The following is a 6,377-nucleotide window of genomic DNA, read 5'->3' on the forward strand; positions in this document are numbered from 1 at the left end:
GTGACCGCGATGGCAGCGGGACGGCTGGCGGCCGAACGCCCCCACCGGCACGTGGGCGCCACCGGCGTCGTCCGGACCGGGGCCGTGCTGGCCGGCGTGAGCATCGGCATCGTGGTGCTCAGTGCCCCGACGCCCTGGGGCTACGTGGGCGCGGTCGGATGGGGAGTGGGGATCTGCTGGGTCTTCCCCGCGGCCCTGACCGCGGCGGGCGACGTGGGAACCGCCGCCACCGTCGCCCACATGACGGCAGTCGGCTACAGCGCGAGCATCTTCGGGCCGCTGGCGATCGGCTGGCTGGCCCACGGCGCCGGCCTGGGGTCGGCGCTGGTCACGCTACTGCCACTGGCTCTCGCGGTGAGCCTGCTGGCATCGGTGCTGGCGGGCGCGGCGCCCCGGTCCGCCGGGTGATCTGCTGCAGGCCGAACCGGGTCAGCGCGACGTCGACCGGCGTCATCCCGGCCGGCAGGCGCCGGATCGGCCGCATCCCGTTCATGAAGCCGCGCCACCGCACCCGGTCCCGTTGCCAAGCGGCGATGTACTCGGTGCACTGATCCGCCCGGATGAACTGCAAGCGGCCCCGCGCGGCGGTCAACGACTCGAGGATCTGCTTGCCCTGGGTCTCACTCGGGTCGAGGCGTTCCTGGATGGTCATGATGAGCTCCAGCCGCGTGGTGAGGTACTCCGTCCAGTAACCGGGACCGGCGTCGCCGATCCTCAGCCCGTCGTCGAACAGCGCGAACAACCCCTCGGCCAGGACATCGCCGAACTCCTCCCGGCGGGCGCGATCGGGGTTCGCGAACGGGTCGTACGGCTTCTGCAGCGCCGTACCGACCTGGCCGACCGGGCGCAGCATCGTGTCACCGAGCAGGAAGAACCAGTCCTCGTTGTAGATCTCGGGGAAGAACGAGTCCATCCGGTCGGCCGGGACGACCAGGGCCCCGCCACCGATGAACGTGCTCTGCGGGGCCCCGGTCACCCGGTTGGCGTGGCACACCACCGAGTTGTCGGGGAACCCGCCGATGTGCAGACCGACGCCGTCACGGCCGGGCAGCGCGCCGGCGGCCCGCTCCAGGTCGGCGGCCTCCGGCACAGTGATGTCATCGTCCAGGAAGACCACGTTTCCCCAGCCGAGCACCCGCGCGAGCACCAGTCCCAGATTCCGCTTCGCGCTCGTGTCCGTCCGCCGCTGCAGCCGGGACCGGCCCAGAACCGTCGAGGTCTCCAGTTCCGGCAACCGGGGCACCCCCGCTGCTGGGAAGTCGACGGCGATGACCTCGTCCACCCCGCGGCCGGTGAGATACCGGAAGACCTTCTCCGCCTCCGAGTGTTTGCTCGACAGCACGAGCAGCGTGCAGCCCAGCTCGGCGGCGAGGCGCCCGGCTTCGCTGAGCATGCCGGCGGACCGGGCGCTCGGGACGATGATGGCGTCCACGGGTGCACGGCGGCCGCCCGGGGCCGATGGCTGGATCAGGCTCCGATGGCTCGCGTGGTGGACCCGGCGGCGCGCGTCACTCATCGATCGTCGGCCGCTCGTGCAGACGGTTCTCGGCCAGCGTCCAGTCCGGGGTCACCACGTCTCCGTTCGGGTTGATCCGGACTCGCATCAGAATGCTGAACTCGGACGAGTCGGGGAAGGCCTTGCGGACGTACTCCTCGTTCCGGTCGCGGAACTTCGCGTCGGTCAACGAGCGGACGGCGCCATACGTTCCGCGTCCGTACATGCCGTTACATAGTGTCACGGTGCGGAGCGCGTTATAAGGATTTTTCCCTCGATAGAAGTGCGCCACGTCCTCGACCAGGCTCCCGTCGCTCTCGTCCAGGACCGGCTCGAAGGTCGCGCCGTCCACGGTCGAGAAGTATCCGGAGTCCTCGTCGTTCGGCCGCATCTGCTGCCGGACCGGCAGGTCGAGGCGGCGGGTGATGTCCCGGTTGACCGGGTTCCAGTCGACCCCGCCGATCAGGACCAGGTGTTTGGTGAAGTCGTCCTCGTCCATCTCCTCGGACCGGCGGACGCGGACGTCGACAGCCGGGTTCACCGCCCGGATGTGGCCGTGCAACTCCAGCAACGCGTCCAGGTCGGCCAGGATGTACGACCGTACGTAGTCGGGGTCGTGGGTGTCGGTGAACGGCATCCGGTCGCGGATCCGCTTCGGCAGGCTGCCGGGCACGATGACGACCGGTCGCTGGTCCGGGAAGAACCAGGTGCCGCCGCCGATCGTGTCGACCGGGGCGGACAGCGGGCGGCGCCGGGCCGGCGAGGCCGGCGACTCGTCGACGAGCTGCGGCTCCTCCGGGAAGCGCAGGCTCAGCAGCTCGGTGTACAGCTCGTTGCGCTCGGCCCGTTCCTCGTCGCTGAGCTCACGCTCGCTCAGCAATCGCGCCGGGTCGGACGCCACACTGCGCCGGCTGGCGAAGAAAGTGGCGTATCCCGCGAGGCGGTTGGCCGGGGGCAGCACCGGCCTGCGGGTCGATTCCCAGGACGAGATCAGCGACAGGCTCAGCGCGGTGCCGCCGCCCAGCGCCTCGGCGACCTGCTGCTGGGTGACCTTGACACCGGGCCAGTGCCGCTCCCGCAGCGCACGCAGGCGCCGGGCGAGACGGGCATCGGGCGACGCTGCCGGCTGCATGTCATTTTCCTTCACTGAACTTCAAGTAAGTGCGACGAAGTTTAGGACGAACGCGCCTGGAAGGCCAGAACGTTAGCCGAGGCAGCCAGATGGCGCTCAAGAACGCGCGTGAACGTGACTGAATCGAGATATCAGCGTTGTTCGGCTCCTGAAGTGCGCCTACCATAACTTCATCGAAGTTCCCTGAAGTGAAGTGCAGGGGGATCAGTGATGGCGCCAGAGCCCCACCGACGAAGACGCACTCCGCTCGCGCGCTCACCACCGCGCCCCACTCGATCCGTCCGATCTGGACCCGGAAACGCGAATCGCCCCCGGATGCGACCCGGAGGCGACTCAGATGCAAAGCCTGACGTCCGTGGTGAAGACGAGAAGAGACCTGCAATGACCAACTTACCGCTCCTCAGCCTCCTGACCCAGCCCCTGGCCAGCACAGATCACGAGCCGGCCGCCCAGGCGGTGCTGGCCCTCCGCGGAGTTCTGCTGGTGCTGGGTATGTCCCTGTGCCTGGCGGCGGTCCACCTGGTGCAGCACATCCTCGCCAGCCGGATGCCGCTGCGGCGACTGGCAGCCTCCTTCGTGGTGGCGACGACGGTGGTGGCACTCTCGACGGTCGCCTGGAGGATCTACCCGGCCGTGATCTCCGCTCTCTGATCCGAGAGACATCCTCCGCCCGGGCGGTGCTGCCGCCGGGGCGGAGCGATGTGTCCGCCGGGCTCAGCGGTGCAAGGTGAGGATGAGGTCCACGACCAGCGCCGTCCAGCCGGTCTGGTGCCAGGCGCCCAGGCCGGCGCCGTTGTCGCCGTGGAAGTACTCGGGGAAGGCGATCAGGTCCTTCCAGTCCGGATGGTTCTGGAAGACCTCGGACGCGCCGTAGATCGGGCGCCGGCCCCACGAGTCCGGGACGAACAGCGACACCAACCGCCGGGACAGGTCGTCGGCGACCGCGCTCAGCGGCATCTTGGTCTGCGAGCCGGTCGGGTACTCCACCATCAGGTCGTCGCCGAAGAACGCCGCGAACTCCCGCAGCGCCTCGATGAGGAGGTAGTTGACCGGCATCCAGACCGGGCCGCGCCAGTTGGAGTTGCCGCCGAACAGGCCGCTGGTGCTCTCGGCCGGCTCGTACCCGACGGTGAACTCCGAGCCGCCCAGGTGCACCGTGAACGGCTTCTCCAGGTGGGCGCGGGAGAGCGTTCTGAGCCCGTACGGGGAAAGGAACTCCTCCGGGTCGAGCATCCGGGCCAGGATCCGCAGCAGCTGGTCCTGGCCCACCATGGACAGCAGCCGCTGCTGGCGGCCGTCGGCCGACAGCCGGCGCGCGCTGATCACGTCGGCGTACTCGGCCTTTCCGGCCAGCAGCCAGCGCAGCCGCGCGGCCAGCTCGGGCAGCCGGTTGAGGGTGCCGGCGGACAGCCGGGTGGTCGCGGCCAGCGGCAGCAGCCCGACGATGGACCGGGCCTTGAGCGGCATTCGGTGCCCGTCGGGCAGGCGCAGCACGTCGTAGAAGAAGCAGTCCTCGTCGTCCCACAGCCCCTGCCGGTACGCCGCCTCGGCGATGTACGCGAAGTGCTCGAAGAACTTGGTGGCCATGTCCTCGTAGGTGCGGTCGTGCAGCGCCAGCCGGATCGACATGTCGAGCAGATTGAGCGCGTACATGGCCATCCAGCCGGTGCCGTCGGACTGCTCCAGCACGCCCGCCACCGGCAGCGCCGCGGACCGGTCGAACGGGCCGACGTTGTCCAGTCCGAGGAAGCCGCCCTCGAAGACGTTGTTGCCGCCGACGTCCTTGCGGTTGACCCACCAGGTGAAGTTGAGCAGCAGCTTGTGCATGACCCGGGCCAGGAAGTCGAAGTCGCGCCCGCCGTCGATCTCGAAGACGTTCAGCGCGGCCCAGGCGTGCACCGGCGGGTTGACGTCACCGAACGCCCACTCGTACGCGGGGATCTGGCCGTTGGGGTGCATGTACCACTCGCGCAGCAACAGCAGCAGCTGCGACTTGGCGAAGCCCGGATCGACCCGGGCGATCGAGACACAGTGGAAGGCCAGGTCCCAGGCCGCGTACCAGGGGTACTCCCAGGGGTCGGGCATGGAGATGACGTCGAAGCTGTTCATGTGCCACCAGGCGTTGTTGCGCCCGTAGCGGCGGCCGGGCGGCGGTGGCGCCGAGCCGGGATCGCCGTGCAGCCACTGCTTGACGTCGAAGTGGTAGAACTGCTTGCCCCACATCAGCCCGGCGATGCCCTGGCGGGCGACGGCGGCCTCCTCGGCCGAGGCCGCGGCCGGGATCAGCTCGGCAAAATAAGCGTCGGCCTCGGCCAGCCGGTCCCGGACCACGGCGGCGAAACCGTCACCGAGGTCGGGCCGGCCGGGTGCGTCGTCGCTGCGGGTGAGCCGCAGCCGGATCTCGCGGGTCTCCCCCGGGCCCAGCGTCAGCTCGTAGTGCAGCGCGCCCTTGGTGCCCACGCCCGCCGGGTTGACCGTCGGGGCGCCGGCGATGAGGTGGTCGTTGATGCCGTCCTTGGGGTACATGCTCGTGCCGGGCAGGCCCCAGAGCCGCTGCGCGTTGGTCTCGTTGTCGCACATCAGCGCGGGCGGCGCGTCCTCGCCGTCCAGGGTGATGTGCCCGAGCGTGCGGTGCTCACCGTCGAGGCGCCCGGGGCTGCCGGTGATGACCGGGACCGGCCGGTTGGGCAGCCCCCACGACCAGGTGTTGCGGAACCACAGCGACGGCAGCACGTGCAGCGTCGCGTCGTCCGGGCCGCGGTTGGACACGGTCACGACGATGCACATGTCGTTCACGTCGGCCTTGGCGTAGTCGACCGTCACGATCCAGAACCGGTCGTCGTCGAAGACGCCGGTGTCGATCAGCTCGTACTCCGGCTCCTCCCGGGAACGGTGGCCGTTGACGCGGACCAGTTCGTCGTACGGGAAGGGGGCCTGGGGGTAGTGATAGCGCCAGCGCATCCACGAGTGGGTCGGCGTGGAGTCCTGGTACCACCAGTACTCCTTGGCGTCCTCGCCGTGGTTGCCGCCGTCGCCGCCGAGGCCGAACATCCGCTCCTTGAGGATCGGGTCGGCGCCGTTCCACAGGGCCAGGGCGAAACAGAATGTCTGCCGGTCGTCGCAGACTCCGGCCATGCCGTCGTCGTTCCACCGGTACGCCCGGGAGCGCGCGTGGTCGTGCGGGAAGTAGTCCCAGGCGGTGCCGTGCTCGCTGTAGTCCTCCCGGACCGTGCCCCACGCCCGTTCGGCGAGATAGGGCCCCCACGCACGCCAGGGCCGCTCGCCGGAGTCCGCCTGCGCCAAGCGCTCGCGCTCCGCCACGCCGCCGCCCACCCCCTTCGTCCGGACCTCGCTGCATTGTTACTGGCAGGTGTTACGAACACTAACGGAGGCCACCGCCGAAGATCGTCAACGGCCGGACCCGGCTTAACAATCGCCGGGCACACTGTGCCGATGACCTGGGCCGACGCCGTCATCGCCGTGACCGCGGGACTGCTCATCTCGATCGTGACAACTCCGGTCGGCGTCTCCGGCGCGGTGTTCCTGCTGCCGGTGCAGCTCAGCGTGCTGGACGTGCCCAACCCGGCCGTGACACCGACGAACCTGCTGTTCAACGTCGTGTCCGGACCGGGAGCGCTGCTGCGTTACCGCCGCCGGGGCAGCCTGGCCAGCCCGCTGACCAGGCTGCTGCTGCTCGGCACGCTGCCCGGCGTGGCGGCCGGGGCGGTGCTGCGGGTCTTCGCGGTGCCC

Annotated in this window: 5 protein-coding genes and 1 pseudogene; 3 read left to right on the forward strand and 3 right to left on the reverse strand. The window is 69.8% G+C overall.

The features are described 5' to 3' along the window. A pseudogene (locus AB0C29_RS28060) lies at positions 1-408 on the forward strand (hypothetical protein); the annotation flags it as partial. Here AB0C29_RS28060 and AB0C29_RS28065 read toward each other — a convergent pair. After that, positions 329-1,432 carry a hypothetical protein gene (locus AB0C29_RS28065; RefSeq protein WP_360826037.1) on the reverse strand — a complete coding sequence of 368 codons (1,104 nt, stop codon included), beginning with the start codon at positions 1,430-1,432 and terminating at the stop codon, positions 329-331. The pseudogene AB0C29_RS28060 and the gene AB0C29_RS28065 sit on opposite strands and share 80 nt — an antisense overlap. Positions 1,433-1,508: 76 nt before the next feature. Further along, a complete protein-coding gene (locus tag AB0C29_RS28070) occupies positions 1,509-2,627 on the reverse strand; it encodes a helix-turn-helix domain-containing protein (protein WP_360826040.1) in 1,119 nt (372 codons plus the stop codon). Between the two features lie 381 nt (positions 2,628-3,008). On the opposite strand from AB0C29_RS28070, the gene AB0C29_RS28075 reads away from it, so the two are divergent. Further along, positions 3,009-3,278, forward strand: a complete 270-nt coding sequence (locus AB0C29_RS28075; protein WP_360826043.1) for a hypothetical protein — start codon at positions 3,009-3,011, stop codon at positions 3,276-3,278. Between the two features lie 63 nt (positions 3,279-3,341). Here the strand turns inward: AB0C29_RS28075 and AB0C29_RS28080 are convergent, their stop codons facing one another. Next, on the reverse strand, positions 3,342-5,948 hold the full coding sequence (locus AB0C29_RS28080) for an MGH1-like glycoside hydrolase domain-containing protein (protein ID WP_360826046.1): 2,607 nt from the start codon (positions 5,946-5,948) through the stop codon (positions 3,342-3,344). Positions 5,949-6,080: 132 nt separating this feature from the next. Here AB0C29_RS28080 and AB0C29_RS28085 point away from each other — a divergent pair. Beyond that, on the forward strand, positions 6,081-6,377 hold a 297-nt coding region (locus AB0C29_RS28085), incomplete at its 3' end, for a TSUP family transporter (protein ID WP_360826049.1).

It is taken from the genome of Actinoplanes sp. NPDC048791, assembly GCF_040650095.1.
GTDB lineage: Bacteria > Actinomycetota > Actinomycetes > Mycobacteriales > Micromonosporaceae > Actinoplanes.